The 25,059-nt window shown below is 69.6% G+C and carries 18 protein-coding genes and 2 pseudogenes; 11 read left to right on the top strand and 9 right to left on the bottom strand.

The window, feature by feature from the left end; genetic code table 11:
- Positions 1 to 548 precede the first annotated feature (548 nt).
- The 4 genes and pseudogenes from NCI01_RS02065 to NCI01_RS22915 all read right to left on the bottom strand — a co-directional run bounded on the left by NCI01_RS02065 (position 549) and on the right by NCI01_RS22915 (position 6,131).
- Positions 549 to 3,104 carry a hypothetical protein gene (locus tag NCI01_RS02065; RefSeq protein ID WP_254179802.1) on the bottom strand — a complete coding sequence of 852 codons (2,556 nt, stop codon included), beginning with the start codon at positions 3,102 to 3,104 and terminating at the stop codon, positions 549 to 551.
- Between the two features lie 624 nt (positions 3,105 to 3,728).
- Entirely contained in the window at positions 3,729 to 4,934 is a 1,206-nt protein-coding gene (locus NCI01_RS02070) for a CHAT domain-containing protein (protein WP_254179803.1), read from the bottom strand.
- 300 nt (positions 4,935 to 5,234) lie between these two features.
- Positions 5,235 to 5,759: pseudogene (locus NCI01_RS22910) on the bottom strand (S1 family peptidase); the annotation flags it as partial.
- 24 nt (positions 5,760 to 5,783) lie between these two features.
- Complete coding sequence (locus tag NCI01_RS22915) at positions 5,784 to 6,131, bottom strand: trypco2 family protein (protein WP_372495062.1); 348 nt, start codon at positions 6,129 to 6,131, stop codon at positions 5,784 to 5,786.
- A gap of 183 nt (positions 6,132 to 6,314) precedes the next feature.
- On the opposite strand from NCI01_RS22915, the pseudogene NCI01_RS02075 reads away from it, so the two are divergent.
- Positions 6,315 to 7,309 (top strand): annotated as a pseudogene (locus tag NCI01_RS02075) (IS481 family transposase).
- A 194-nt stretch (positions 7,310 to 7,503) separates the two neighbouring features.
- Here the strand turns inward: NCI01_RS02075 and NCI01_RS02080 are convergent.
- Positions 7,504 to 7,707: an ANTAR domain-containing protein gene (locus NCI01_RS02080; protein WP_254179804.1), complete on the bottom strand. Its 204-nt coding sequence runs from the start codon at positions 7,705 to 7,707 to the stop codon at positions 7,504 to 7,506.
- 267 nt (positions 7,708 to 7,974) lie between these two features.
- On the opposite strand from NCI01_RS02080, the gene NCI01_RS02085 reads away from it, so the two are divergent.
- The gene (locus NCI01_RS02085) at positions 7,975 to 9,465 is read left to right on the top strand and encodes a WS/DGAT domain-containing protein (protein WP_254179805.1); all 1,491 of its coding nucleotides are present in this window, start codon (positions 7,975 to 7,977) and stop codon (positions 9,463 to 9,465) included.
- A 93-nt stretch (positions 9,466 to 9,558) separates the two neighbouring features.
- Positions 9,559 to 10,929 carry a short-chain fatty acid transporter gene (locus NCI01_RS02090; protein WP_254179806.1) on the top strand — a complete coding sequence of 457 codons (1,371 nt, stop codon included), beginning with the start codon at positions 9,559 to 9,561 and terminating at the stop codon, positions 10,927 to 10,929.
- Positions 10,930 to 10,947: 18 nt separating this feature from the next.
- Here NCI01_RS02090 and heR read toward each other — a convergent pair whose 3' ends face one another.
- Both heR and NCI01_RS02100 read right to left on the bottom strand, forming a co-directional pair.
- The gene (gene heR / locus NCI01_RS02095; protein ID WP_254179807.1) at positions 10,948 to 11,724 is read right to left on the bottom strand and encodes a heliorhodopsin HeR; all 777 of its coding nucleotides are present in this window, start codon (positions 11,722 to 11,724) and stop codon (positions 10,948 to 10,950) included.
- 49 nt (positions 11,725 to 11,773) lie between these two features.
- Positions 11,774 to 13,459: a long-chain-fatty-acid--CoA ligase gene (locus NCI01_RS02100; RefSeq protein WP_254179808.1), complete on the bottom strand. Its 1,686-nt coding sequence runs from the start codon at positions 13,457 to 13,459 to the stop codon at positions 11,774 to 11,776.
- Positions 13,460 to 13,619: 160 nt separating this feature from the next.
- Here NCI01_RS02100 and NCI01_RS02105 point away from each other — a divergent pair, with 160 nt between their 5' ends.
- Positions 13,620 to 14,066 carry a CBS domain-containing protein gene (locus tag NCI01_RS02105; RefSeq protein ID WP_254179809.1) on the top strand — a complete coding sequence of 149 codons (447 nt, stop codon included), beginning with the start codon at positions 13,620 to 13,622 and terminating at the stop codon, positions 14,064 to 14,066.
- A 22-nt stretch (positions 14,067 to 14,088) separates the two neighbouring features.
- Here NCI01_RS02105 and NCI01_RS02110 read toward each other — a convergent pair whose 3' ends face one another.
- Positions 14,089 to 16,104: an NADPH-dependent 2,4-dienoyl-CoA reductase gene (locus NCI01_RS02110; RefSeq protein ID WP_254179810.1), complete on the bottom strand. Its 2,016-nt coding sequence runs from the start codon at positions 16,102 to 16,104 to the stop codon at positions 14,089 to 14,091.
- Positions 16,101 to 16,658, bottom strand: coding sequence for a PadR family transcriptional regulator (locus NCI01_RS02115; RefSeq protein ID WP_254179811.1), 558 nt, complete (start codon positions 16,656 to 16,658; stop codon positions 16,101 to 16,103). The genes NCI01_RS02110 and NCI01_RS02115 overlap by 4 nt, the downstream gene beginning before the upstream one ends.
- Positions 16,659 to 16,856: 198 nt before the next feature.
- Between NCI01_RS02115 and NCI01_RS02120 the strand changes: the two genes are divergently transcribed.
- The 7 genes from NCI01_RS02120 to NCI01_RS02150 all read left to right on the top strand — a co-directional run bounded on the left by NCI01_RS02120 (position 16,857) and on the right by NCI01_RS02150 (position 25,053).
- Positions 16,857 to 18,005, top strand: coding sequence for a CaiB/BaiF CoA transferase family protein (locus NCI01_RS02120; RefSeq protein WP_302181432.1), 1,149 nt, complete (start codon positions 16,857 to 16,859; stop codon positions 18,003 to 18,005).
- A gap of 4 nt (positions 18,006 to 18,009) precedes the next feature.
- On the top strand, positions 18,010 to 18,804 hold the full coding sequence (locus NCI01_RS02125) for a glutamine amidotransferase (RefSeq protein WP_254179812.1): 795 nt from the start codon (positions 18,010 to 18,012) through the stop codon (positions 18,802 to 18,804).
- Positions 18,801 to 20,249: a flavin-containing monooxygenase gene (locus NCI01_RS02130; RefSeq protein ID WP_254179813.1), complete on the top strand. Its 1,449-nt coding sequence runs from the start codon at positions 18,801 to 18,803 to the stop codon at positions 20,247 to 20,249. The genes NCI01_RS02125 and NCI01_RS02130 overlap by 4 nt, the downstream gene beginning before the upstream one ends.
- A gap of 183 nt (positions 20,250 to 20,432) precedes the next feature.
- Positions 20,433 to 21,710, top strand: a complete 1,278-nt coding sequence (locus tag NCI01_RS02135; protein ID WP_254179814.1) for an extracellular solute-binding protein — start codon at positions 20,433 to 20,435, stop codon at positions 21,708 to 21,710.
- A 147-nt stretch (positions 21,711 to 21,857) separates the two neighbouring features.
- A complete protein-coding gene (locus NCI01_RS02140) occupies positions 21,858 to 22,763 on the top strand; it encodes a carbohydrate ABC transporter permease (protein ID WP_254179815.1) in 906 nt (301 codons plus the stop codon).
- Positions 22,760 to 23,578, top strand: coding sequence for a carbohydrate ABC transporter permease (locus NCI01_RS02145; RefSeq protein ID WP_254179816.1), 819 nt, complete (start codon positions 22,760 to 22,762; stop codon positions 23,576 to 23,578). Before NCI01_RS02140 ends, NCI01_RS02145 begins: the two co-directional genes overlap by 4 nt.
- Entirely contained in the window at positions 23,575 to 25,053 is a 1,479-nt protein-coding gene (locus NCI01_RS02150) for a GH1 family beta-glucosidase (protein WP_254179817.1), read from the top strand. The genes NCI01_RS02145 and NCI01_RS02150 overlap by 4 nt, the downstream gene beginning before the upstream one ends.
- The last annotated feature ends 6 nt before the right edge of the window (positions 25,054 to 25,059 follow it).

The following is a 25,059-nucleotide window of genomic DNA, read 5'->3' on the forward strand; positions in this document are numbered from 1 at the left end:
CGCTTCCGCGAAGAACTGCACCCGGGCGACCCGGCAGGCGGAACGTCAGTCTGGCCAGAACCGGCCGCTGCCCCGGTCCCTCCCCCAACCCGGCACCCGCTCGACGCTGCGCTGGTCCTCGCCGACCAAGCCAAGGAGCTCCCGGGACACCTCGGCAGGGGGCCGGGCGGCCCCTACCGGGACCCTCGCCCGGGTTGCTCTCGCGTCGCTGGGCGGCGCTCGGCCGCCGCGGCGGAAGCGAGCGGCCGTCCCGAGTTATCACATGAGCGCGAGAATTCGGGTTCAGTACAGGAACGAAACTCGGACCTTGCCGACGGAGCGGTGTCACTTGCGACGGCTGGCTCGGCGGCGCCCGAGTGGTCAGTCACGGTCGTTCGTGGTGCCTCTTGACGATGGCCATGCGGCCCCTGACGGACTCTTCCGCCCCTTGTGACCGTCCGCGCTCTGACGGACAACGAGGCGTACCGTCGGCCCGTCGTTTGATGTGCATTTGGTACTGAGGAGTTGGAACGCACCCACTGCAATGCCTTTCCAAACCGCCAAGGCGACTAAGCCGGCTCGGCCGGGAAGGCCCTCGTGGACACGCGTTCAATGCGTCCAACAAGCACCTCCAGTACTGACTTCGAAAGTAGGTCGACCAACGAGGTTCGTGCCGAGTCCGAGTCCGAGTCCGAGTCCGGATCCGGATCCGGATCCGAATCGGTGACCGCGACCGTCCCAAGACGGTCGGGGAAGCGCGCTTCTGAGATTGGCGCATGCCCAACTTCCGGCACCAAATCGAGCGCCTCTCGAGGCAGGAACCTCTGGCCTATGGGGATAGCTCCCTCCTCTATGGCCCGATCGCGAACAAGGACTTGGTAGCGGTTTGGCTCCATCTCCAAGTCCGCCACCACGCGAACGGGCGGCAGACTGTCGCCGCCTAACAGCCGCATCTCGTGAAGGTGACGCAAGAACAGAGGGTGCTCCGCGACGGGGTCGCTGTACTGAACGAACCAAGACGCTGGGAGCAGCACCTCCACGCCCTCGTGAGTGGCCGATTCGTAGTCTCGCCGCCCTGGCCCCCCACCGAGCCACTGCGACACGAAGGATGCAGTTGAGCCGACCTCGGGGTCGTCGGTCAACGAAGCCAGCGCGTCGAGCAGTTGCGCTGGGATGCCTTGAGGTGACGCCGTCCGCAGAAAGTCGTCCGCTGACAACGGCCAGTCCAGTAACAGGTGGCGCAGGCCATCAATGGCCTCTGTTATCTGCCCAGCGGCGGCGGCGGCCACAATTTCGGCAGCGTTTTCGAGGGCCCGTCGCTTCAAGATCCACTCCTCGAGTGATTTCCGGACGAGCGACTGTTGATTATCCTCCTGCGCGGCCAACCACTGTTGTACGGCGCCGCGGTCTTGCCGGGCGAGAGCGACAGTCAATGGGCCCAGCTCAAGAACGGCAGCGGTGTCCGCCGTTTGAGGCGCCGCGGCGGCAACTTGCTCTAACTCGTAGAGCGGATCGCGCCGAGCGTCGAGTACGTCTCGGAGCCGGGCAACCCTGTCGAGGGCAAGGGCCAGGTCTGGGAGGTGAGCACCGCGCGCTTCAAGGGCTGCCTCAAACAGGGGTCTATCGACGTTCTCCCAAGACTGCACCTCATCTTTCGATGTGAAGTCACCACAGAAGTCGGCCACGAGCAAGCTCGCCACCGAAAGGTCTCCGCGAGTGGCGGCGAGTACCGCCAGTTCAAGGTCCGCAGAATGAAGGCCCTGCGCCCTAACTCTCTCAGCCAAGGTTTCCGCGCGGCGATCATCTCCGATGAGTAGGCTCGTCCGGGCGGCCACGTCCCGATTCAAGCTTTGCCGCGAGCGCGGCCTCAACCACGAATCAAACTCGCGGGCCTCCGTGAGGGCCTCGCGCGTTCGACCCGTGAGCATAAGGGCTGAACAGTGGCTCAGCCTGGCCCACGGCGCGTCGGCCTCCGGTGGGTGCTCCGAAAACACCCGGACCGCTCCTTCCGCATCGTTCTGGCGCAGGAGAACGTGAGCCTTCATGCTCCATTCGAAACTGCTTGCTGCATCGCCGAGCAGTTTCAGCGCCTCGATGTGATCGCCGCGGTTAATTAGGGCTCGTACATGCTGCGCTAAGGCTGCGCGGGAAGTCGGCTCTAGGCGGGCCGCTTCACGAGCCGACAGCTCAGCCATGGACCACAACCCAAGGGAATACGACACATTCGCAACTCCTTGCCAGCCGTTAGCGCTTGCCGGCTGAAGCGCCAGAGCCTCTTGGACGGCCTGCATCGCCTGCCAGCGTTGCTCTACAACCAGCTCGCCGCTGAGATCTGCCAACCGGTCGAGTAGCCAACCGCGCAATTGAAGCACCCACACGAGGAGCCAGGTTGAGTTCTCCGCTGGAGTTGCCCGCAGGAGCGCCTCAGCGGACTCCAGAACCTCTAGAGCTCGACGCAGGTGCAACTGGGCATCCTGTGCCCGTTTGGGGGAGTCAGCGTCGCCGCCGGCCGCAGCGCTGTTCAGATCAATAAGGCTGGAGGCGACCCACGCGCGAGCCTCTGCGTTCTCCGCATCCAAGGCGACGGCGGCCTCAGCCACTTTGAGTGCACGGTCCCCGCGAGAGACATTGGTCCATGCTTCCGCGGCGGCGACGAGCTGACGACACGCCTCTGGTAGGTCGCCCAATCGCTGACCCACCTCTGCCAGACGCTCGCGGGTCTCAGCGGATACCGCGCCGGCCGCACCTGCGCTGAGAGCCCGGTCGAGATCCGCGCGGGCCGATTGGTCATCACCCTCCGCAATTGCGCGCTCCGCCAATGCCAGCCGGAGCTCCGGGGTGATCGGCTCAAGCAACTGAACAACTTGTTGCTTCGCATCGTCCAGCGAGCGTGCGGTAGTCACGGCGCGGCGGGCGGCCGCCATCCCAGGATCCACCTTGAGGTCAGCCGGGACGCCATCGCGCGATCGGGTGAGTACGCGTGCGACCTCGAACAGCACTTCAGGCGAGTTGGCGCTTGATCGAAAGACTTCAACTCCCGAGCTTGCGCCCTCCTCGGTCCTCAGCCTCTTAGCAAGCACGTCGAGAAGCGCTCCACCCGTAGAGGTGGCTACTTCATCAAGCATGCGTCGCGCCTCTTCGGGGCGGCCAAGTGCCAACGCGAGACGTACCAACAACACCCAGAGTCGCTCCCGAGCCTCCGGCCCAGGTTGTGTCGCGTCACCGACGCTGATGCCGCGTGCGCCTGCGAGCAGAAGCGGGGAAGCAACTTCCCAGGGAGCGCTCTGCTCAAGCGCTAAGGACGTAGTGCGGCACCGGTAGACAAGTTCCTGAGTGCCGGCCGGTAACAGCGGTTCCATCGCTTCCAAACGCCGGCAAGCATCGAGGCGCACAGTCGCTATGGCCGTGAACCAATCGTCCAACCACCTGCCGAGCCCGTCGATAGGGTCCGCAGCGCACGCCGCAGCCAATTCGCGCTCCCGCTCCGGCCACCCCGCCACGGTGAACGGAAGCGCCTGCTCGAGGTCTCGCAACTGCTGAACGGCGTCGGAAACGTCGGAAAGGGCCTGCTGCAAATCCGCCCCACGACGCACTAGTAGTTGCCGGACCTCCTGCAACCCGTGTTCGGTTGATAGTTCCGTGAAGCGATCCGCTGCAGTGTTGAGTGCGAGATCTACTCCGACTCGGCTGCGCAGACGCTCGTCAAGCGCCAGAAGAACGTCGACGGGCAAAGTGTTAGCGACCATAACCTAGTCCTCCGCGCCACCCGCATGCGGGCTGCTACTGCTGAAGCTGTCTGACCGAGCGGGCTCGCGGAGAGGCGTCTCGCTTGACTCAGCGGGAGACCCGGAGCGGGAGTGGCCGGAAATTGATTCGAGGCCTGTACTACGCGTCGGACGCTCGAAGAATCGCCGCCGCAAGTTGTTACCGGTAGAGACTGCAAACCAACCGAAGCCAGCGTGATCCACGACAGCGTCCAGCGAGAGCGCAACTCGGGCCAGTTGAACCGCCTGCTCGACTGTGTGGCCACTACCCAATTGCGCGTAGAACAATCCATTGAAGCGGTCGTACTGCAATGGGTGCACCGGGCGGGTGCAGATCATCGCCTCTGCGCCTGCGAGGTCGATGCTCTCGAGGAGGGCTGGGCCAATCGGTTCGAAGCGTCGCCCGCCCACGAAGTCACTGGGCCAGTCGAGCGAAGGAGTTCCAAACTCCATTATCAAAAGTCTCGGCTGAAGCCGTCCGATCTCGCGTATGACCTCTAATGCCTTATGGGACCGCAGGTTGTCATTCCCCGGACCGCCTCCACATGCAATCCACGATCTCTGGAAGCCCGAGCGCTGTCCATCTTCTGGCTCCTGATAGCCGAATCCGACGTAATGCACGATATCCACACTTCCCCGGCCCGCTCGCGCCCGCAACTCAGACAATGGGGGATTGATCAGGCTCTCCGAGGTGAACAGTGGGGCGTCGTCCAGTCCTGTCACCGCACCGATTCGAGCGGCAAGGTCATCGTCGATGGCTTTGCTGGTTGGCCAACGCCGTGGATAACCGGTGTCCATCACTTGAGGCCACCGACTGGTTTCGTCTGGTTGGACAATAATCCTGAGAACACTCATCCTTTCGCTGAGTGGCAGCGGCTCTGGCGGCTGGCCAGACCCGACGGGCGCGTCGGCATTCACTCGAACGAAGGCGTAACCTTCAGTGGCGGACAGGAAGCGGTCGGGATCCGATGGATCCGTCGCGAGCTCCCAAGGGAGGTCCGCCAAAGATCCTGTTGGATCCACGTGCAGCCGTACGATCACGGGATCTTCGTCATTGCCCGCTGGTGGTGGCAGGCGCTCGACCACCGCCGGCGGAAACAGGGCTCCCGAGAGCAGCCGACCCAGCAGGAGCACTTCGGATTCGTCGCGGCGACCTGAACTGCGAGCCCACTGCACAATGACCTCGCTCATGTCGTCCCCAAGGTCCCTTGCCGTGATCGGGGGGCCCTCCGCACCCGCTCGCAATCCGATTCGCCAACAGCTTCGGTCGCCAGTCAAAAAGACGTCGACCTGCTCGTCGGGACTCCAAACAAGGCCTAAGGCTTCCCAGCCCTGGCGGCGCAGGATCATTTTGTAGCGACTTGCCGCGGGCGGAGGGTCCCCGGCTAGAAGCGCAAGTTCAGGGTAGGCAGCAGCTGCAAGCTCAATCGGTAGCGCTGCGCCACCAACAGCGGCGTCGATGTCTTGGCTGTAGACCGTGACTGCGACGACCGCTCCCGTCGTGGCACTTAGGACTGGACCGCCGGAGTGCCCGGGCCGAATCTGGACGCCAGTCAGTCGTAGAAGGTCCGGCCGCTTGGTGCTCTGATTCAGGCGCGGGGTACCCCCGATGGGATTCGAGACCTCGACGCCCGGGTCCATGGATTCGTAGAAGTCCTCGCGAGGGTAGCCAGCCAGAACGTAGTCACCCCGGTTCAGGCCACGGTGAACCGCAACGGCGGGACGGTCGCGTCGCGGTGCGACTTGAACTAGCGCCACGTCCAGGTCGGGGAGCGACTGGGAGGGCGGCAGAACCGTGCCCGTCTCCGGCTCGTCTTCGCCGAAGGACTGCACGAGGACCTGTTGGGGTTCCTCCCCGGCATGCATGCCCACAACATGCCTGTTGGTGACCAGCAAGGAGTCGCTGACAAAGAAGGCGGCTCCGGCGGGTGGCGATCCGTCGATTTGCGTTATCCGGGCGGTGCACTCGGCTAGGAGGTCCCCGAGACCTCCTAGCACCTCCTCCGGCAGTGTCATCGTCTTTCCGCTGACGCCAGCGGCTCAGTCCACCGCGGGAGAAGGTCGCGCGCCGCCAGGTGGGGAGTTCGGCGAGGAAGGGATACCTTCAGCCACAAGGACCGGCTTCTTCGTAGTGCTGTCGATAGGCTGCAAGTGGATCTTCACCAACTGGGTTGAAGCTGAGCTCACCTTTCCCTCAGCTCCGGCTTCGACCACCCAGAACCTCACCTTGCCCCCCACGCCTCCTTCCCGCCCTACCTCGGTCTGGAACTCTAGATCTACAGGTCCGACGGCAAACTGAACCCGCGCTCCGGAACCACCTTCCATCGCTGTCACCAGTTCTTCTCGAAGCACTGCGATCGCTTCCGCGAGCCCAACATCAGTTCCCATTTCGATTCCCCTCGCCCTCGAATCAGTTCCGTTTAGCGTATGTCCGGTCCGCTGTTTTGGACAACGCCGCTAGATGTGAGGCCCAGGCACGTTGTGCGATTGGGTACGGCGAGCCGTAGATAGGTGAAGGCCTCCCGGCTGTGGAGTGGAGCTGTCTAGGACTTCACCCACGAGGAGGCCTTCATGGCTCACGCTAACGCGGCTCTGACCCCGAAACATCGACTCCGTCTGGCGCGCCTGATCGTCGATGAGGGTTGGCCGCTCTCACGAGCAGCCGAGTTCTTCAACGTCTCGTGGCGTACTGCCGCGAAGTGGGCCGATCGCTACCGCGACGAAGGCGTGAACGGCATGCTCGACCGGCCCTCGGCCCGACACCGCCAGCATGTGAAGACCCCGCAGCCGATGGTGCGCAGGATTGTGCATCTGCGTTGGTAGCAGCGGCTGGGACCGGTGCAGATAGCAGCCAAGCAGGACATGCCTGCCTCGACGGTCCACGCGGTCCTGGTCCGGTGTCGGCTCAACCGACTCAGCCACATCGACCGCGTCACCGGCGGCCCCGCTCGCCGTTACGAGCGCGAACGACCCGGCGAGATGATCCACGTCGTCGTGACCAGGTTGGCAACATCCCCGACGGTGGGGGTTGGCGATTCGTCGGCAAGGCCCAAGGTGACTGGAATCGACAGTCAACGCGGGACCACACGGGCGCGAAGGCTGCGCACTACAAGACCCGGGTGGGCACCTGCTTCGCGCACACCGTGATCGACGACTACTCGCGCGTGGCGTACGCCGAGGTCCACGATGACGAGAAGGCCGTCGCCGCGGCCGGCGTCTTGTACCGCGCAGTGGCTTGGTTCGCCGAGCGCAGCGTCACCGTTGAGCGTGTGGTGTCAGACAACGGGTCTGCCTACGTCTCCCACCTGTGGCGCGACAGTTGCGCGGACCTGGGCATCAAGCACCAGCGCACCCGACCACGGCGACCCCAAACGAACGGCAAGATCGAAAGACTCCACCGGACCCTGGCCGACGGCTGCCCCTACAAGAAGCTCTACAACTCCGAGTCCGCACGGCGCGCCGCGCTGGGAGGATGGCTGCACCAGTACAACCACCACGGGCCCCACTCAGCCCTTAGTGGCCTCCCACCCATCACCCGGTTGAACAACCTGGCTGGACATCACTAGACGCCTCTTAACCGTGTCCTCTGCAGCGATATGGGCGGCGCGCTTCCGCGCCCACAGCGGACTTGCTAGGTGTGTCGCTTATTGCTGGGCGAGTCGCGTGGTCACCGTGCGGGGCATGCCCAAGTGGGCTGACAGAGGCATCAAGGGCGCGGAGTGTGTGGTGGCTGGGTCGTCCGCGACGCGAATAGCCACACTCACGCCCCGGCCCGGTCGTCGCGGCCCAGGCAGATGCCGTCGACCAGCGCGGCGGACACCTCCGTCACCGGGGCCTCCGCCTCCCGGGCCCACCGGTCCAGCACCGCGCGCGACTCGCACGACCCGATGCCGTAGCGCAGCATCAGCGCGCCCTTGGCCTGCTCCACCACGCGACTGTCCGACTCGTCGACGAAACGACTCATAACCCACCCTCCGGGACGTGTGAACGACCTGCCACCGGGTGTCTGGGGTGGTGCTCCCGGTGTCCGGGAGCGAGTTGCTGCCGCCGACGATAGCCGCGGGCCCCGGGCGCGACAAGGGTCCACACGCCGGGCTCGCGTCGTCCCGGCCGGGACCTTCGGCTCTGGTGGCGGGTCGTCGGGCCGCACAGGCTGGAGGACACTGGGGGCGCGGAGCATCAGGGCAGAGGATTAGGCACGTCGACGACCGGGCAGGTCAGGGAGGGCAGCATGGACGCGCGACAACGGCTGGGCGTGCAGGACGCCCTGTGGCTGGAGATGGACCAGCCCGGCAACCTCATGATGGTCGACAGCCTCTTCTGGACCGCGGAGCCCATCGACTGGGACCGCTACCGCGAGGTGACGCGCGAACGGCTGTGGGACCGCTACCCGGTCTTCCGCAGCGTGGTCGTGCGGGAGGGCGACGGGTGGTACTGGGAGGAGCTCCCCGGCGCGGACTTCGACGACCGTCACGAGCGTGTCGTGCTCCCCGAGCCGGGCGGCGATGCAGAGCTCCAGGCGCTCATCGCCTCGCAGCGGACCGTGCCCCTCGACCGGAGCCAGCCGCTGTGGCACGCGACCTTCGTCGACGGCTTCCACGGCGGGAGCGCCGTGCTGTTCCGCGCCCACCACGCCATCGCCGACGGCATCCGCATGGTGCAGCTGACCCTCAGCGTCTTCGACCCCGCCCCCGACGGGGCCGCCCCGCGACGTGCGTCCCGGGGGCGGGGCCACGCCGTGCCCGCCGCCCCGCCGGCCACCACCTCCACCACCACCTCGACCACCACCACGTCCCTGCCCGTCCACGGTCTCGGCCTCCCGCGCCGTCTCGCGCGCGGCGCGGTGACCAACCCGGTGGGAGCCGCCCACACCGCCCTGAGCCTCTCGGCGTCGCTCGCCGGTTCGGTGCGGTCCGGGGCCAGGTCCGCGCTGCGGGTTCCCACCGGGATCTCGTCGGCCGTCTCGGGGGTGCCGGGCGACGTCGACACGGTCCGCAAGCTCGTCCTGGGCACCCGCAACGACACCACCGGGTGGTCCGGCCCGGTGGGCGAGCACAAGGCCATCTCGTGGTCGCCGCCGATCCCCCTGGTCGAGGTGCAGGCCCTCGCCCACGCCAACGACGCCACGGTCAACGACGTGCTGCTGACCTGCGTGGCCCAGACGCTGCGTGCCTACCTGCACGGGCACGGAGCCATGTGCCACAGCGTGACCTGGGACGTCCCGGTCAACCTCAAGCCCTTCGACCCCAGCCTGCCGGTCGAGCTCGGCAACAGCTTCGCCCTGGTGCAGCTCGAGCTCCCCACCGACCACGACGACCCGCTCCGCACGCTCGAGGTCGTGCGCCGGCGGATGGGCCGGATCAAGCGCGGCCACGAGGCGGTCGTCGACTTCGGCGTGCAGGCCGTGTTCTCGCGGCTGGGCGGGCGGCTCTACCGGGTCGCCATCGACCTCATGGCCAACCGTGCCGTCGGCGTCCTGACCAACGTCCCCGGCCCGCGGGCCCCGCTCTACGTCGTGGGCCGCAAGGTCGAGGGGATGATGGGGTGGGCGCCGACGACGGCCGACCAGGCGATGAGCTTCACGATCTACAGCTATGACGGCAAGGTCTTCGTCGGTCTGGCCGCCGACGTCGGGCTGGTGCCCGACCACGAGCAGATCGTCGAGGGCTTCACCACGGCGTTCCGTCGCATGCAGTCCCTCACCGCACCCCGCGCCGGCTGACGGCGAGCGCGTCTCCGTCCGCCTTGACATCCGTCCCGGGCCGCCCCGAGGGTGACCCCCGACCCCGTGTCTCGAGGACGAGGAGAGATCGTCATGCCCAGCGCCAACGTGAAGGAACGATCTCCGGGACTCTCCGGGATGATGCGGCCGGTCAACTCCGTGGTGGAGCGCTTCATCCCGAGCGCGCTGGTCTTCGCCATCGTGCTGACCTTCGTCGTGGCGATCCTGGCGCTGCTGCTGACCGAGACCGGCCCGGTCGACGTCGTACGGGGCTGGGGTGACGGGCTCTCGGGCCTGCTGGCGTTCATGACGCAGATGGCGCTGATCCTGCTGCTGGGCCACACGCTGGCCAACACGGGCCCGGTGCGGCGGCTCCTCGCCACGCTGGGCGGGCTGCCGAGGACGGCCCTGCAGGGCTACCTGTTCGTGTTCGGGGTCGCCGCCGTCGCCTCCCTCATCACGTGGGGCCTCGGCCTCGTGGTGGGCGTGCTGCTGGCCGTCGAGGTCGCGCGGCAGGGGCGGGAGAAGGGGCTGGCGCTGCACTTCCCGCTGCTGGTGGCCGCGGGCTACTCCGGCTACGTCATCTGGCACATGGGCTACTCCGGCTCCGGCACCCTCACGGCGGCCACCGAGGGTTCCTTCATCGCCGAGCAGCTCGGGGAGACGATCCCGATCAGCGAGACCACCTTCGCGTGGTGGAACCTGGTCGCGATCGTCGTCACCATCCTGGCCGTGGGGATCGGGCTCGCCCTGGTGGCGCCGCGTGCGGGCGACGAGGTCATCGAGCTGACGCCGGACGCACGGTTCGGCGACGCCGTCGTGCTCGACGAGGTCGTCACGCCGGCCGACCGGGTCGACGCGAGCCGCGTCCTCACGATGCTGGTGGGCCTGGCCCTGGTCGCCTACCTGGTGATCCACTACGCGGACGGCGGCACGGCGACCCTCGACGTCGTCAACTGGACCTTCCTCGCGCTGATCTTCCTGCTCGTGCGCAGCCCGCTGGAGCTGGTCGCGCTCGTCAAGAACGCCGCCGCCAACGTCGGCGAGATCCTGCTGCAGTTCCCCCTCTACGCCGGGATCATGGGCATCATGGCCACCTCGGGGCTCATCACCGTCTTCTCCGACTTCCTCGTCGACACGGCCGGGCCGTCGACCTTCGGCCTGCTGGCCTTCCTCTCGGCGGGGCTGGTGAACTTCTTCGTGCCCTCGGGTGGCGGGCAGTTCGCCGTGCAGGGACCGGTGATGCTCGACGCCGGAGCCCGCCTGGGCGTGGACCCCTCGGTCACGATCATGGCGATCGCCTACGGCGACCAGTGGACCAACATGATCCAGCCCTTCTGGGCGCTCCCGGTGCTGGCCATCTCCGGCCTGAAGATCCGCGACATCCTCGGCTACACCCTGGTCACGCTGATCGCGTCGGGCCTCGTCTTCGCCGGGACGATGCTGCTCGTGGGCGCCGGGTGACGAGGGCGCTCCCGCCGCCTACGACGCCAGCGACCCGCCTAAGATCTGCCACGCGAGGGCGGACTTCGCCACCAGGCTCAGCACGAGGTACGCCTTCTCGCCGAACGCATAGCTGCGCCAGGGCCCGACCTCGCGGTACTGCAGCCACTGGTTCAGCGCGAAGCTGTTGAAGAAGACGAACAGCGACACGAAGATCCCCACCACGAAGCCGGGCACCTCCTCGGCGGCGACGATGTTGAAGCCGATGGCGATCCACGGCGCGGCTCCGGCGACGCAGCCGAACCAGAAGGGCTTCATCGTCCGGGTCGCGCTGCCGGGCGGGTTGGCCGACTCCTGGAGCCAGCCGAAGAGGATCATCGCCACGTTGGCGCCGATGATGCCGATGAGGGCCGCGATGTCGACGACGCCCGAGTAGAGCGCGATGAGCACGACCATGATCGTGGCGCTGACGGCGTACTCGATCCAGCGGAACCGGTTGATCCCGGCCCGCAGGTCGCGCTCGTAGGTGCGTCGCGCGGCGGTGGCCGTGAGCAGGTGGTCCAGGCTCGCCAGCAGGAGGAAGACCGCGATCGTGGCACCGATCGGCAGGTCGACGAGCGCCTCGGGCGAGGCCGGGGTCGAGCCCGGCGGGCCGGTGGGCAGCGTCTGGGTGATCGTGATCGCGAAGTCCGTCGCCAGCACGAGCACCGCGACCGCCTGCCCGAGGTGGAGCACCGTGAGCGCGAGGTTCCACCACCGCAGCGACCGCAGGGTCCGTTCGTCGACGCCGGTCGCGGTCACCTCGGCACTGGCCATGCCTCCATCATGCGGCACCGATCCACCCGTCGGGCGGGCCTCGGAGGAGTCAGTCGCGGACCGGCTGGAGCCGGGCCACGACCTCGCGGCGCAGCACCTTTCCCATCGGGTTGGTCGGCAGCTCGTCCACGAACACGACCCGGCGCGGCACCTTGTAGGGCGTGAGCCCCTGGCGGGAGTGCTCGCGCAGCTCGTCGGGCTGCACCGGCACGCCCTCGACGAGCACGACCGCGGCGACGACCTCCTCGCCCCCGTCGTCGTGCGGCAGGCCCACCACTGCCACGTCCACGACCCCGGCGTGGGTGCGGATCACGGCCTCGACCTCGGACGGGTAGACGTTGAATCCGCCGGTGATGATGATCTCCTTGATCCGGTCCACGACCGTCAGGAACCCGTCGGGCGACATCGTCACCACGTCACCCGTGCGGAACCACCCGTCGTGGAAGGCGGCCGCCGTCTCCTCCGGCAGGCCGCGGTAGCCGGAGAACACCTGCGGACCCTTCACCAGCAGCTCGCCGCGCTCACCCTGGGGCACCTCGCGGTCGAGGTCCTCGGGGTCCGCGACCCGGATGTCCACGTCGGGGAAGGGCACCCCGATGGCGCCCGGGCGCCGCGCGCCTGTCATCGGGTTGCCGACGATGACCGGTGAGGTCTCGGTGAGGCCGTAGCCCTCGACGAGCAGCCCGCCCGTTGCGGCCTCCCAGCGCTCGACGAGCGCCGCGGGCAGCGGCATCGCCCCCGACAGGGCGTAGCGGATCCCGCGGATCGAGACGCCGCGACGCTCGGCCTCGTCGACGATGCGCTGGTAGAGCGGGGGCACCGCGGGCACGAAGCTCGGCACCTCGCGCCCGACGGCGTCCATGATCAGGCCGATCTCCGGCTTGGGCAGCAGCACCAGCCTCGCGGCGATCGCCACCCCGAGCAGCACGCTCACCGTGACGCCGTACGCGTGGAACAGCGGCAGCGCGACCAGGAAGGTCTCCTCGCCGTCCTCCAGGCCGGACACCCAGGCGCGGCCCTGGACGACGTTGGCGACGAGGTTGCGGTGCAGCAGCGGGACGCCCTTCGGCACGCCCGTCGTGCCGGAGGTGTAGAGCAGGAGTGCGACGTCATCGCGGTCCGGCCGCGGGTGCGCCTCGTCGAGCGGCGCGGCCGCGGCGAGCTCGTCCCACGGCATGGCGCGGGGCGCCGGCGAGGTCAGCTGGTCGCGGGCGGCGCGCGCCTTCGCGATCGGCAGGCGCAGCGCGAGCCGCTTGGTCCACGGCAGCCGGGTGGTCATGTCGACGGCGACGACGTGCTCGAGGGCCGAGCCGGCGCGCAGCTCCTCGACGACCGGCACCACCTTGTCCCACACGATCGCGACCCGGGCGCCGTGGTCGGCGAACGGGTGCCGCAGCTCCGCTGCCGTGTAGAGCGGGTTGTGCTCGACGACGGTGGCGCCGAGCCGCAGCACCGCGAAGAAGGCGATGACGTTCTGCGGGCAGTTCGGCATCACGAGGGCGACGTTGTCGCCGGGACGTACGCCGAGCGCGCGCAGGCCGCCGGCCACGCGGCGCACCTCGTCGTCGACCTCGGCGTAGGTCGAGGTCCGGCCCAGGAAGTCGAGCGCCGGCCGGTCGGGGTGTCGTCGGACCGCGCCCTCCCACAGGTCGAGCACCGTGGTGTCGCCGTAGTCGAGGTGCAGCGGCACCCCGGGCGCGTACGAGTCTGCCCACGGGGGCTGCTGAGGCGGCACGGCTCCAACGTATCGCCCGGTGCTCCGGGCAGCAGGAGCACCTTGGTCCTGCCCGGCCGGGGACCAACGCCCCTGCTGCCGGCGGCGGCGACAGGGGAGGCTCGGACCAGCAGCAGACCGCCGAGCGGAGGCCACCGTGCACACCAGCAGCAGACGCAGCATGCACCCCACCGACGTCGTCGCCCGCGTGATGGTGTGGCCCGTGGCGACCGTGCCCGGCGAGGCCTCGCTGCTCGAGGTGGCGGAGGCGCTGGCCGCCGACGGCATCGGTGCCCTCGGGGTCGTCGAGGGCGGGCACCTCGTCGGGGTCGTGTCGGAGCGCGACGTGGTGCACCACCTGGCCCAGGGGGCGAACCCCGACCACGTGACCGCCCAGGACGTGATGGCCACCGACCTCGTCACCGCCGGCCCGGACGACCGGATCCTCGACACGGCCCGGCGGATGGTGGAGGCCCAGGTCCGGCACCTGCCGGTGCTCGACCGCGACGAGATCGCCGGCTTCGTCTCGATGCGCGACCTCTTCGACGTGCTGGTCGACGTCGCGGCCCACGAGGAGGACGTGGTCGTGGTCCCGAGCGGCACCCGGATCGTGGTGCGCCAGGAGTAGCCGGAGCGGGAGCCGCGCGGCGTCAGAGCGCCGCGACGACCTCCGTGCCCTGCTTGATCGCGCGCTTGGCGTCGAGCTCAGCGGCGACGTCTGCTCCGCCGATGAGGTGGAGGCCTGACCGGTCGAGGTCGTCGTAGAGGTCCCGCACGGAGTCCTGGCCCGCGCAGACCACGATCGTGTCGGCCTTGATGACGCGCGGGACTCCGTCCACGGTCACGTGGAGGCCCTCGTCGTCGATCCGGTCGTAGGTCGCGCCGCTGACCATCGTCACCTTCGACTGCTTGAGCACGGCGCGGTGGGCCCAGCCCGACGTCTTGCCGAGGCCGATGCCGATCGGCGTGGTCTTGCGCTGCACCAGCGTCACCTCGCGCGCCGGGGTGCGGGGCTTCGCCTCGGTCAGCCCGCCCTCGTGGAGGGCCGGGTCGCCGACGCCCCAGTGGGCCATCCAGTCGTCGAGGTCCTCCTCCTCGTGCGTGAGGAAGACGCTCACGTCCACGCCGATGCCGCCGGCGCCGATCACCGCGACCCGCTTGCCCGGGACGACGGCGCCGCTCAGCACGTCGGCGTACGACGCCACGCTCGGGTGGTCGATGCCGGGGATCTGCGGGATGCGCGGGGTGACGCCGGTCGCGACGACCACCTGGTCGAAGCCGGCGAGGTCCGAGGCGGTCGCGGCGGTCGAGAGGCGTACGTCGACGCCGAGGACCTCGAGGCGGCGGGTGAAGTAGCGCAGCGTGTCGGCGAAGTCCTCCTTGCCGGGGACCGCCATCGCCAGGCGGAACTGGCCGCCGAGCTCGGGCGAGGCCTCGAAGAGCGTCACCGCGAAGCCGCGCTCGGCGGCGCTCGTCGCGGCGGCGAGGCCGGCGGGGCCGGCGCCGACGACGGCCACGGCCTGCTTGCGGAGCGTCGGCATCAGCACGAGCTCGGTCTCGTGGCAGGCGCGCGGGTTGACCAGGCAGGACGCCCGCTCGTTGCTGAAGACGTGGTCGAGGCAGGCCTGGTTGCAGGCGATGCAGGTGTTGATCTCGTCGGCGCGCTCGTCCATCGCCTTGGCGACGAAGGCCGGGTCGGCCAGCAGCGGCCGCGCCATCGAGACGAGGTCGGCCTCGCCGGCGGCGAGGATGTCCTCGGCGAGCTCGGGGGTGTTGATCCGGTTGGACGCGCAGACCGGCACGTCGACGACCTGCTTGAGGCGCGCGGTGTGAGAGCGCCAGGCGCCGCGGGGGACCTGCGTGATGATCGTCGGCACCCGCGCCTCGTGCCAGCCGATGCCGGTGTTGAAGACGGTGACGCCGGCGGCCTGCAGGTGCAGCGCCAGCTCGGCGGTCTCCTCCCAGGTCTGCCCGCCCTCGACGAGGTCGAGCAGCGAGATCCGGTAGACGATCGGGAAGTCGGGGCCGACCAGCTCGCGCGACCGGCGTACGACCTCGACGGCGAAGTGCATGCGGCGCGCGGGCGAGCCGCCCCACTGGTCGTCGCGGTCGTTGGTGCGCGCGGCCAGGAACTGGTTGATGAGGTAGCCCTCGGAGCCCATGATCTCGACCGCGTCGTAGCCGGCCTTGCGGGCGAGCGCGACGCTCTTGGCGAAGGCGGTCGCGGTGTGGTCGACCTCCTTGCTCGACATGGCGCTGGGCTTGAACGGCGTGATCGGCGACTTCTTGTCCGACGCGCTCTGCGACAGCGGGTGGTAGCCGTAGCGCCCGGCGTGCAGCACCTGCAGCGCGATCGCCCCTCCGGCCTCGTGGACCGCGCCGGTGACCCGCTGGTGCCGCATCGCGTGGAGGCGGTTGGTCATCTCGCTGGCGAACGGCTTGAGCCAGCCGCGCTTGGTGGGCGCGTAGCCGCCGGTGATGATCAGGCCGACACCACCGCGGGCCCGCTCCTCGAAGAAGGCCGCGAGCTTGTCGATGTCCCAGGGGTGGTCCTCGAGCCCGGTGTGCATCGAGCCCATGACGACACGGTTGCGCAGCGTCAGCGCGTCGGGCCCGGTGCCGAGGGTGATCGGCTCGAGGAGGTGGGGGTAGCGGGGGTGCGTCATGCGGGCCTCTCTTCCACGACCTCGAGGTCGTGAGCCGTCAGGTAGTCGGTGATCCAGTCGATCCAGAAACGTTCGAGGCCGATGCCGCCGCGCAGCACGAGCCACTGGTCGAGCGCGGCCCCCTCGAGGGCGGCCGGCTCGGGGAACTGCTCGCGCTCCATCTGCTCGTACTGCGCGAGCCGGGTCGCGTGGTCGGCGCGCGCGTCGCGCAGGTGGGCCGCGAGCGCGGCGCGGTCGCCGTACGACGCTCCGCGCAGCTTGACCGCCAGCTCGCTGCGGAAGGTCTCCATCGGCATCGGCGTGGCCAGCCACTCCGCGAGCACGCGTCGCCCCTCGGCCGAGGGCGTGTGGACGCGCTTGTCCGGTCGTCCGTCCTGCTCGACGACCTCGACGCCCACCCAGCCGTCGGCCTCCATCCGCCCCAGCACGCGGTAGATCTGCTGGTGGGTGGCGTGCCAGAAGAAGCCCAGCGACTTCTCGAAGCGCCGGGTGAGCTCGAGCCCGCTCGCCGGGCGCTCGCTCAGCGCGACGAGGAGGGCGTGCTCGAGGGCCATGCGGGCCATGGTGCCCGACCTATGCAACGAGTTGCAAGCCTTCGAGGTCGGGCCGGCCGCGGGACTGGGCAGGGGAGTCCGACACCTGGAGGGGGTTGCAACCCCCACGAAGTGGCGGACTCCCCGCTCGAGCGGGGAGTCCGCCGCTGGCCCACACGGACCAGCCCACGGTGACAGCGGTGCTGTCATGATCGGCGCATGACGTACGAGCTGGGGCAGGGGACCGGGCCGCTGCGGGGGGTGCGGGTGGTGGAGGTCGCCGGCATCGGGCCGGGACCGCACGCGTGCATGCTGCTGGCCGACCTCGGCGCCGACGTGCTGCGCATCGACCGGCCGGGCGGCGGGATGTTCGGCATGGGCGAGAAGGACGTGCTCAACCGTGGCCGGCCGAGCGTCGCGCTCGACCTCAAGCACCCGGATGCCGTGCGGACGGTCCTCGACCTCGTCGAGCGCGCCGACGTGCTCGTCGAGGGGATGCGCCCCGGCGCGATGGAGCGGCTCGGGCTCGGTCCGGACGACTGCCGTGCCCGCAACGAGCGGTTGGTCTTCGCGCGGATGACCGGCTGGGGCCAGGACGGCCCGTGGAGCCGGGCCGCGGGCCACGACATGAACTACATCGCCGTCGCCGGCGCCCTCCACGGCCTCGGCCAGGACCGCGACCGCCCGCACTTCCCGAGCAACCTGCTCGGCGACTTCGGCGGCGGCTCGACCTACCTCGTCATCGGCGTCCTCGCCGCGCTGCTCGAGGCCCGCGCGAGCGGTCGCGGCCAGGTCGTCGACGCCGCGATCGTGGACGGCACCGCCCACCTCAACGCCATGGCCTCCACCTTCGCCGCCCTCGGCCTCGACACCGGCACCCGCCGTTCCGGGCTGCTCGACGGCGGCACCCCCTGGTACGACCTCTACGAGACCGCCGACGGCGAGCACGTCAGCGTCGCCGCGCTCGAGCCGCAGTTCTGGGCCGCGCTCGTCGAGCGCATCGGCGTCGACCTGCCCGACCGCGACGACCCGGCCAGCTCGCGTGCGATCAGGCAAGCCCTGACCCGCAGGTTCAAGGAGCGCACGCAGGCCGAGTGGGCCGAGGTCTTCGACGGCACGGACGCCTGCGTCGCGCCCGTCGTACCGCTCGCCGAGGCGCCCGCCCACCCGCACCTCGCGGCGCGGGGGACCTTCGTCGAGCACGGCGGCACCACCCAGCCGGCGCCGGCGCCGCGGTTCTCCCGGACCGCCTCCACCATCCGCAGCGCGCCCGCGCTGCCCGGTGAGCACACCCGCGAGGCGCTCGCCGCCTGGGGCGTCGAGGACGTGGACGCGCTCATCGACGCCGGCGTCGCCGTGCAAGCCTGACCCGGTGCGGCCCTTCCTCTTCCTCGGCACCCGTGCCGAGGACGACGTCGCCCAGCAGGAGTACGACGCCGTGCTCGCCGGCTGCGGCCTCCGCCCCGACGAGCTGGTCCGGATGCGGCTCGAGGCGACCCCGCTCGGGGAGGTGGACCTCGACGACTGGTCCGGGATCATCCTCGGCGGCGGCCCCTTCAACATGTCCGACCCCGACGACGCCAAGTCGCCGGCGCAGCGCCGGGCCGAGGCCGAGCTCCGGTCGCTGGCCGTGCGCGTGGTCGAGGCGGACTTCCCGTTCCTGGGCGCCTGCTACGGCATCGGCGTGCTCGGCACCCTGCGGGGCGGCGTGGTCGACCGGACCTTCGGGGAGCCGATCGGCGCCCTGCCCGTGCGGCTCACCGACGCCGGCCGCGACGACCCGCTCTTCGGCACGCTGCCGGCGGAGTTCGCGGCCTACCTCGGCCACAAGGAGGCGGTCTCCCGGCTGCCCGACGGTGCCGTGCTGCTGGCTGCGACCGTCACCTGCCCGGTGCACGCGTTCCGGATCGGGCGCAACGTCTACGCCACCCAGTTCCACCCCGAGCTCGACGCGGTCGCGATCTGCGACCGGATCGACGCCTACAGCGCCCACGGCTACTACGAGCCCCACGAGCGGGAGCAGCTCAAGGCCGCCGCCCGCGAGGCGATGGTGACCGAGCCGGTGCGGCTTCTCGCCCGCTTCGTGGAGCTCCACGCCCGGGAGTGGCCGGCTGACCGTAACTCGCAGTTACCTTCCCGGGTGCGGTCGCCTAGGCTCGAGGGGTGACGACTGCCGAGCACGTCGACGTGCTGATCATCGGGGCTGGCCTGTCGGGCATCGGCGCGGCGGCCCACCTCGCCAAGGACCTGCCCGGGACGTCGTACGCCGTCCTGGAGCGGCGCGCGGTCAGCGGCGGCACGTGGGACCTCTTCCGCTACCCCGGAGTCCGCTCGGACTCCGACATGCACACCCTGGGCTACCGCTTCCGCCCGTGGCGCGGCGACACCGCGCTGGCCGACGGGGCCTCGATCCTCGACTACCTCCGCGACACCGCCCGCGAGTACGACGTCGACCGCCACGTCCGCTACGGCCACCGCGTCGTCGCGGCCGACTGGGACTCGCCCACCGCGCGGTGGACGGTGACCGCCGAGGTCGACGGCGAGCGGCGCACGATGACCGCCGGCTTCCTGTGGGCGTGCAGCGGCTACTACGACTACGACGCCGGCTACACGCCGCACTTCGAGGGCCAGGAGCGCTTCGGCGGGCAGCTGATCCATCCGCAGCACTGGCCCGAGGACCTCGACCACACCGGCAAGCGGATCGTCGTCATCGGCTCGGGCGCGACCGCCGTCACCCTCGTGCCCGCCCTCGCCCGGAGCGGCGCCGCCCACGTGACGATGCTGCAGCGCTCGCCGACCTACGTCCTGTCGGTGCCGGCCCGGGACGCGGTGAAGGGCCGGCTGACGCGGCTCGTCGGGGAGGAGCGGTCCTACGTCGCCACCCGGTGGAAGAACATCGCGCTGCAGTCGGCGCTCTACCGCGCGAGCCGGCGCCGGCCCGACCTGGTGCGGCGGCTCGTCCGCAGGACCAACGTCGCCCAGCTCCCGCCCGGCTACGCCGTCGACACGCACTTCAACCCGACCTACGACCCGTGGGACCAGCGGATGTGCCTGGTGCCCGACGGTGACCTCTTCCGCGCCATCAAGGACGGCCGGGCCGAGGTGGTCACCGGCCGCATCGCCACCTTCACCGAGACCGGCCTGGAGCTGGAGTCGGGGGAGCGGCTCGAGGCCGACGTCGTGGTCACCGCGACCGGTCTCAACCTGCAGGTCTTCGGCGGCGCCGGGCTCAGCGTCGACGGCGAGCCGGTCGAGCCGAGCCGGACCATGGCCTACCGCGCGATGATGCTCTCGGGCGTGCCCAACTTCGCCTTCACCATCGGCTACACCAACGCCTCCTGGACGCTCAAGGCCGACCTCGTCGCGGAGTACGTCGTCCGGCTGCTGACGCGGCTGCGGTCCACCGGGACCAGGTCGGTCGTCCCCGTGCGCGACCCGGACGTCGAGGAGGTGCCGTTGATGGACTTCGACGCCGGCTACGTGCAACGGGTCGTCCACACGCTGCCGCGCCAGGGCACCCGGGCCCCCTGGACGCTCAAGCAGAGCTACCTCCACGACGCGCGCACGATCCGTCGCGCACGGCTCGACGACGGCGTCCTGCGCTGGTCCTGAGGTGATCCACGTGGAAGCGCTCCCACATTTCGGGGACGAGTTCTGCCGGAGCCGTTGACACAGCCGTGTGACGGCGGTCATAGTGACTGCCGGACGGTAGTGGAAGCGCTCTCACCCCCGCTCACGTCCACCTCCCGGCCGGGCAACCAGCCCGGCACCCCGCAGGACGGCAGGAGTGCAGTGGTGCAGACAAGGAACCGGCGAGTCCGACTCGCCTCGAGCGCGCTGATGGCGCTCACCCTCGCAGCGACGGCCGCCGCGTGCGGCAGCGACGACGAGGGCACGACAGCAGACGGCAAGGTCAAGCTCACCGTCGCGACCTTCAACGAGTTCGGCTACGAAGAGCTCATCGAGGAGTACAACGCGATGCAGGACGACGTCGTCGTCGAGCAGAAGAAGGCCGGAACGGCCAACGAGCACCAGGACAACCTCTACACCAAGCTCGCCGCCGGGTCGGGTCTCTCCGACATCGAGGCGATCGAGGTCGACTGGTGGTCGGCGCTCATGGAGCAGTCCGACGCCTTCGCCGACCTCTCCGACCCCGAGGTCGAGGGTCGCTGGCTGGACTGGAAGACCGAGGCCGCGACGACGCCGGACGGCGCCCTGATCGGCTACGGCACCGACATCGGCCCGGAGGGCATCTGCTACCGCGCCGACCTCTTCGAGAAGGCCGGGATGCCGACCGACCGCGAGAAGGTCGCCGAGATGTTCGGCACGTGGGACGACTACTTCGAGGCCGGTCGCCAGTTCGTGAAGAAGGTGCCCGACACCGCCTGGTACGACTCCTCCGGTGGCACCGCGCAGGCGATGATCAACCAGGTCGAGTACTCCTTCGAGGACGAGGACAACACCGTCATCGCCGCGGAGAACCCGGAGGTGAAGGAGGTCTTCGACACGATCACCGCCAACGCCGCCGACGGCCTGTCCACCGGCCTCACGCAGTGGAGCGAGGACTGGACCGCGTCCTTCCAGGACAACGGCTTCGCCACGATGGCCTGCCCGGGCTGGATGCTCGGGGTCATCGAGGGCAACGCCGACGGCGTCGAGGGCTGGGACATCGCCAACGTCTTCCCCGGCGGGGGCGGCAACTGGGGCGGCTCCTACCTCACCGTCCCGGCGCAGGGCGACAACGTCGAGGAGGCCAAGGAGCTGGCCAAGTGGCTGACCGCTCCCGAGCAGCAGATCAAGGCGTTCGAGGCCAAGGGCACGTTCCCCAGCCAGGCCGAGGCCCTGGACGACCCGGCGCTGACCGGATCGACCAACGCGTTCTTCAACGACGCACCGACCGGCGAGATCCTCGCCGACCGCGCCGAGGCAGTGCCGTTCATCGCGCACAAGGGACCGAAGTTCGCCGACATCAACACGGCGTTCCAACAGGCCATCCAGCGTGTCGACGAGGGTCAGGAGTCGGCCGACGAGGCCTGGGACTCCTTCCTCGCCGACATCGAGCGGCTCGGCTGACCCTTGAAGACGAGGGCAGGATCCGCTGCCGCGCAGCCAGTCGGGGACACCGGCGCCTCCTCGGTGTCCCCGACCGGTCCGCGGCCTGTCGCGCCCGGTCCGCGGCGTGACCGCGCACCGCGCGCGGAGTGGCGTCAGCGGTTGTCGATGCTGGACGTCAAGCTCACGCCCTACGTCTTCGTGTCACCGTTCTTCCTGCTGTTCCTGGTCGTCGGGATGTTCCCGCTGGGCTACACGGCGTGGGTCTCGGTGCACGACTGGGGCCTGTTGTCGGGGCAGGGCGCCTTCAGCGGCCTGGACAACTACCGCCGGGTCCTGGAGGACCGCTACTTCTGGAACGCGCTGCGCAACACCATCAGCATCTTCGTGCTGTCCTCGGTGCCGCAGGTGCTGATCGCCCTCGCCCTCGCGGGTCTGCTCGACACCCAGCTGCGGGCCCGGACGCTGTGGCGGATGAGCGTGCTGCTGCCCTTCGTCGTGGCGCCGGCCGCGGTGGCGCTGATCTTCGGCAACGTCTTCGGCGACCGCTACGGCCTGGCCAACGAGCTCGTGCAGTGGATCGGGCTCGACCCCATCCGCTGGCACGTCGACACGCTGGCCAGCCACGTCGCGATCGCGTCGATGGTCAACTGGCGCTGGACCGGCTACAACGCGCTGATCCTCCTGGCCGCCATGCAGGCCGTGCCCCGTGACGTCTACGAGTCGGCGGCGCTCGACGGGGCCGGTCGCGTCCGGCAGTTCGTCTCGATCACCGTGCCGATGATCCGCCCGACCGTGATCTTCGTGATCATCACCTCCACCATCGGCGGCCTGCAGATCTTCGCCGAGCCCCGGCTCTTCGACACCCAGGGCCTGGGCGGCGCGGACCGGCAGTACCAGACGCTCACGATGTACCTCTGGGAGCTCGGCTGGCGGGTGCGCGACCTCGGCATGGCGTCGGCCGTGGCGTGGCTGCTCTTCCTGATCATCATCGTCTTCGCCCTGCTCAACCTGCTCCTGAGCCGCCGTGCCGGCGCGATGAAGGGGCACGCCAAGAAAGGGGTCCGCCGATGAACCGTCGCCCCGGCTTCCTGGTCTACGGTCTGCTGACCGCGTTCGTGCTCGGCTCGTGCGCGCCGCTCTACTGGTCCTTCCTCGTCGGCTCGCACAGCCGCGAGGTGCTCACCAAGCGCGTGCCACCGCTGCTCCCCGGCGGCCACTTCTGGGACAACGCCCAGCGGGCGATCGACGCCGTACCGTTCTGGAAGGCGATGTTCAACAGCCTCATCGTCTCCGGCACCGTCGCCACGTCGGTCGTGTTCTTCTCGACGCTGGCCGGCTTCGCCTTCGCCAAGCTCAGCTTCCGCGGCCGCACCCCGATGCTCGTCTTCGTCGTCGCCACCCTGGCGGTGCCCACCCAGCTCGGCGTCATCCCGCTCTTCATCGTGATGGCCAAGCTCGGCTGGGTCGGGTCGGTGTGGGCCCTGATCGTGCCCAGCCTGGTCACCGCCTTCGGCGTCTTCTTCATGCGGCAGTACCTCCTCGACGCGGTCCCCGACGAGCTCGTCGACGCCGCCAGGGTCGACGGGTGCTCCCTCTTCCGGACGTTCTGGACCGTCGCCCTGCCGGCGGCGCGTCCGGCCGCCGGGATCCTCTGGCTGTTCACCTTCATGGCCACCTGGACCGACTTCTTCTGGCCGCTGATCGTGCTGCCCGCCAGCAACCCGACGGTCCAGATCGCCCTCCAGCAGCTCCAGAGCGGCTACTACGTCGACTACAGCCTGGTGCTCGCCGGCGCCACGCTGTCGACGGTGCCGCTGCTGGTCCTCTTCGTCCTCACCGGCCGCCAGATGGTCGCCGGCATCATGCAAGGAGCAGTCAAGGGATGAGCGTTCCCACCACGATCCAGACCACGACCGGGGCCGTCCCGGCCACCAGGGTCAGCTTCCCGCACGACTTCGTGTGGGGGATGGCGACCGCGTCCTACCAGATCGAGGGGGCCGTCGCCGAGGACGGACGCACGCCGTCGATCTGGGACACCTTCTCCCACCTGCCGGGGGCCGTGCTCAACGACGACAACGGCGACGTCGCCTGCGAGCACTACCACCGCATGCCGGCCGACGTGGCCCTGCTCGCCGACCTCGGCGCCACGTCCTACCGCTTCTCGGTGGCCTGGCCGCGGGTGCGCCCGGACGCCGGACCGGTCAACGCAGCCGGGCTCGCGTTCTACGACCGGCTCGTCGACGAGCTCCTCTCCCACGGGATCGCGCCGTGGCTGACGCTCTACCACTGGGACCTGCCGCAGGTCCTCGAGGACGCGGGCGGCTGGACCAACCGCGACACCGCCCACCGGTTCGTCGAGTACGCCGTCTCGGTGCACGAGGCGCTCGGCGACCGGGTGCCGACCTGGACCACCCTCAACGAGCCGTGGTGCTCGGCCTTCCTCGGCTACTCCGCGGGCCACCACGCCCCCGGGCGCCAGGAGGGGGCGGCCGGCCTGGTCGCCGGCCACCACCTGCTGCTCGCCCACGGCCTCGCGACCCGCGAGCTGCGCGACCGCGGCGCCGACCGGCTCGGCCTGAGCCTCAACCTGACGGTGCCCGACCCGAGCGACCCGAGCGACCCGGTCGACGTCGACGCCGCGCGGCGCATCGACGGGCTGCACAACCGGTTCTTCCTCGACCCGATCTTCCGCGGCTCCTACCCCTCCGACGTGCTGGAGGACACCGCGGCCCTGACGTGGCAGGACCGGCCCTGGCTCGACGTGGTGCGCGACGGCGACCTCGACGTGATCTCGGCCCCGATCGACGTGCTGGGCGTGAACTACTACCACGGCAACGAGGTCTCGGGTCACCCGCGGACGGACGTCGTCGGCATCGGCGCGGACCACCCCGCCCGGGTGGCGCTCTCGCCCTTCCCCGGCTCCGAGCACGTCACCTTCCCCAGCCGCGGGCTGCCGCTGACCGACATGGGGTGGGAGATCCAGCCCGACGGCCTGCACCGCCTGCTCCGCCGGCTCCACGACGACTACCCGCACCTGCCGATCCACCTCACCGAGACGGGCGCGGCCTTCGACGACCGGCTCGACGACGAGGGCCGGGTCCACGACCCCGACCGCATCGCCTTCCTCGACGCCTACCTCCGAGCGGTGCACCAGGCGATCGAGGAGGGCGTCGACGTGCGCGGGTTCTTCCAGTGGTCGTTCTGCGACAACTTCGAGTGGGCCTTCGGCTACGCCAAGCGCTTCGGGCTCGTCCACGTCGACTACGCGACCCAGCGGCGTACGCCCAAGTCGAGCGCCTACTGGTACGCCGACCTCGCCCGCACCGGGAGTCTGCCTGCGCACGACGGGTCCGGCGGCTAACGTGCC

Origin of the sequence: Nocardioides pinisoli, assembly GCF_024199985.1 — a bacterium.
GTDB lineage: Bacteria > Actinomycetota > Actinomycetes > Propionibacteriales > Nocardioidaceae > Nocardioides > Nocardioides pinisoli.

Bases quoted from the DNA above. Each gene is read 5' to 3' on its own strand.
- NCI01_RS02140 (WP_254179815.1), top strand. From the start codon at position 21,858: ATGCTGGACGTCAAGCTCACGCCCTACGTCTTCGTGTCACCGTTCTTC.
- NCI01_RS02110 (WP_254179810.1), bottom strand. From the start codon at position 16,104: ATGACGCACCCCCGCTACCCCCACCTCCTCGAGCCGATCACCCTCGGC.
- NCI01_RS02080 (WP_254179804.1), bottom strand. From the start codon at position 7,707: ATGAGTCGTTTCGTCGACGAGTCGGACAGTCGCGTGGTGGAGCAGGCC.
- NCI01_RS02105 (WP_254179809.1), top strand. From the start codon at position 13,620: ATGCACCCCACCGACGTCGTCGCCCGCGTGATGGTGTGGCCCGTGGCG.
- NCI01_RS22915 (WP_372495062.1), bottom strand. From the start codon at position 6,131: ATGGGAACTGATGTTGGGCTCGCGGAAGCGATCGCAGTGCTTCGAGAA.
- NCI01_RS02115 (WP_254179811.1), bottom strand. From the start codon at position 16,658: ATGGCCCTCGAGCACGCCCTCCTCGTCGCGCTGAGCGAGCGCCCGGCG.
- NCI01_RS02120 (WP_302181432.1), top strand. From the start codon at position 16,857: ATGACGTACGAGCTGGGGCAGGGGACCGGGCCGCTGCGGGGGGTGCGG.
- heR (WP_254179807.1), bottom strand. From the start codon at position 11,724: ATGGCCAGTGCCGAGGTGACCGCGACCGGCGTCGACGAACGGACCCTG.
- NCI01_RS02070 (WP_254179803.1), bottom strand. From the start codon at position 4,934: ATGAGCGAGGTCATTGTGCAGTGGGCTCGCAGTTCAGGTCGCCGCGAC.
- NCI01_RS02145 (WP_254179816.1), top strand. From the start codon at position 22,760: ATGAACCGTCGCCCCGGCTTCCTGGTCTACGGTCTGCTGACCGCGTTC.
- NCI01_RS02085 (WP_254179805.1), top strand. From the start codon at position 7,975: ATGGACGCGCGACAACGGCTGGGCGTGCAGGACGCCCTGTGGCTGGAG.
- NCI01_RS02150 (WP_254179817.1), top strand. From the start codon at position 23,575: ATGAGCGTTCCCACCACGATCCAGACCACGACCGGGGCCGTCCCGGCC.
- NCI01_RS02090 (WP_254179806.1), top strand. From the start codon at position 9,559: ATGCCCAGCGCCAACGTGAAGGAACGATCTCCGGGACTCTCCGGGATG.
- NCI01_RS02065 (WP_254179802.1), bottom strand. From the start codon at position 3,104: ATGCTTGATGAAGTAGCCACCTCTACGGGTGGAGCGCTTCTCGACGTG.